This window comes from Streptomyces sp. URMC 126, from assembly GCF_051386555.1.
In the GTDB taxonomy this organism is placed as follows: domain Bacteria; phylum Actinomycetota; class Actinomycetes; order Streptomycetales; family Streptomycetaceae; genus Streptomyces.
Genome location: NZ_JBPQTX010000568.1, coordinates 1 through 1,985 on the forward strand (window position 1 = coordinate 1; position 1,985 = coordinate 1,985).

The 1,985-nt window shown below is 72.9% G+C and carries 3 protein-coding genes; 1 reads left to right on the plus strand and 2 read right to left on the minus strand.

Annotated features, from left to right (window positions below):
- Positions 1-54: 54 nt before the first annotated feature.
- Both ACSNOK_RS32750 and ACSNOK_RS32755 read right to left on the minus strand, forming a co-directional pair.
- Positions 55-468 carry an SsgA family sporulation/cell division regulator gene (locus tag ACSNOK_RS32750; RefSeq protein ID WP_436784429.1) on the minus strand — a complete coding sequence of 138 codons (414 nt, stop codon included), beginning with the start codon at positions 466-468 and terminating at the stop codon, positions 55-57.
- Between the two features lie 374 nt (positions 469-842).
- Entirely contained in the window at positions 843-1,145 is a 303-nt protein-coding gene (locus tag ACSNOK_RS32755) for a YciI family protein (RefSeq protein WP_436784430.1), read from the minus strand.
- Positions 1,146-1,192: 47 nt separating this feature from the next.
- Between ACSNOK_RS32755 and ACSNOK_RS32760 the strand changes: the two genes are divergently transcribed.
- On the plus strand, positions 1,193-1,897 hold the full coding sequence (locus ACSNOK_RS32760; RefSeq protein WP_436784431.1) for an endonuclease V: 705 nt from the start codon (positions 1,193-1,195) through the stop codon (positions 1,895-1,897).
- The last annotated feature ends 88 nt before the right edge of the window (positions 1,898-1,985 follow it).

Consider the following 1,985-nt stretch of genomic DNA (forward strand, 5'->3'; position numbering starts at 1 on the left):
CGCCCGGGGCGGGGGAGCGGCCCCGCCCCGGGCGGCAGTCCGACCGGTCGGTATTCAGAGCTGACGCAGCAGCGCCTCGACACCTCCGTCGACGTCGAGGCAGCCCGCCTCGCCGCCCACCGGCACCAGCGCGTACGAACGGGCCAGGAACCCGCGCAGTTCGGCGGTGTCGATCTGCACCATCGCCACGCCCTCCGGCGCGTGGAACTCCAGGACGGTCCGCTCCGGGCCGCACGGCCAGACCCGGACGTCACCGCCGCCCGAGGGCGACTGCAGCCCGCCGGCCAGCAGTTCACGGGCGAACGCCCACTCGACCTCGGCGCCGTCGAGCGAGGCGGCCGGCGGGAAGGCGATCCGTACGGCGAAGGGGTCGGCGCGCTGATAGCGGAGGTGGGCGGGGACGGAACGGGTCTGGGGGGAGGACGCGATGAGTCGGGCCTGGACGGCCTGGTCGATGACGGTGGGCAACGCCTTCTCCCTTGCGGTTGGTTGGTCTTCCCGATGGTGGGGTCCGTGGCACTCCGCAGGGTGAGACGGAGGATTGTGGGACTCAGTGCTTGATTCGAGCGTGATATGCGTCACGGCCCTTGAATGAACAGGGCATTTCGTTTCTATACCTACGAAGCCAAGCACTTCCGCCAAGCGTGAGAGATCGCGCGTAACAGTCTTCCGTAGTCTTCCGTCACCTGACGCCCCTGCCGTCGCAGGGGTAACAGCGGTGGCCGCGCGTCGGCGTTCGCCGGCGAGTAGCGCGGCACCACACCGCGCGCCGCGGCGCACGCCGGCGCAACCGACCGGCACCGGACGGAGATTGAGGCCGGTACGCGCCCCGCCGGCCCGGCTCAGGACGGAGGCCGCTCCTGCCGGTACGCCTCCAGCGCGGGCGCCGTCTTGGTGGGAACGAACTCGGTGATCGTGTACTCGCACACCCCCGCCACCGTGAACGGATCGCTCCGTGTGATCTCCTCCATCTTCGCCCGGTCGTCGCCGACCGCGAGGATGATCCCGCCGTCCCGGGGCACCTTGCGCCCGGAGGCGAGGAACACCCCCGACGCGTAGTGCGCGTCCAGCCAGGCGAGGTGTTCGGCGTGCGCGGCTTCCACACGGTCGAGGGGCGCGATGTAGGTCAGCTCCAGTACGAACATGATCACAGGCTAAGGCCCGGGCACCCGTCCCGTACGGTGTCCTCGCCATGAACCACACGACTGATGAACCGCCCCCCGGCTGGCCCACCACCGAGGCGGAGGCGCTCGCCGTGCAGAACGCGCTCCGGGAGCGCGTGATCCTCGACGAACCCGGCCCCGCGCCCGGTGCCGGACTGACCGCCGTGGGCGTCGACGTCGCGTACGACGACGACCGCGACCTCGTCGCCGCGGCGGCCGTCGCCCTCGACACCCGCACTCTGCGCGTGGTGGCGGAGGCCACGGCCGTCGGCCGGGTGACGTTCCCCTACGTCCCCGGACTGCTCGCCTTCCGCGAGATCCCGACGGTCCTCGCTGCCCTCGAACGGCTCCCCGCCACCCCCGGCCTCGTCGTCTGCGACGGCTACGGCCTCGCCCACCCGCGCCGCTTCGGCCTCGCCGCGCACCTGGGCGTCCTGACGGGACTGCCGACGATCGGGGTCGCGAAGAATCCGTTCACCTTCCGCCACGCGCCGCCCGGCCCCGCCCGGGGCGACTCGGCACCCCTGCTGGACGGTGACGAGGAGGTCGGCCGCGCCCTGCGCACCCGCGAGGGCGTCAAACCGGTCTACGTCTCCGTCGGCCACCGCGTCGGCCTCGACCACGCCTGCGCCCACGTCCTGAACCTCTCCCCCCGCTTCCGCCTCCCGGAGACGACACGGGCGGCGGACGCACTGTGCCGCGCGGCGCTCCGCGAGGCGGCGGGGACGCCGTAGCGCCCGGGCCGAGGAACGCCCGGGCCCCGGGAGCACGAGCCGACACCGCCGCCCGACCCGTATCCCGCCCCTCTTCCCCCGCCTCTCC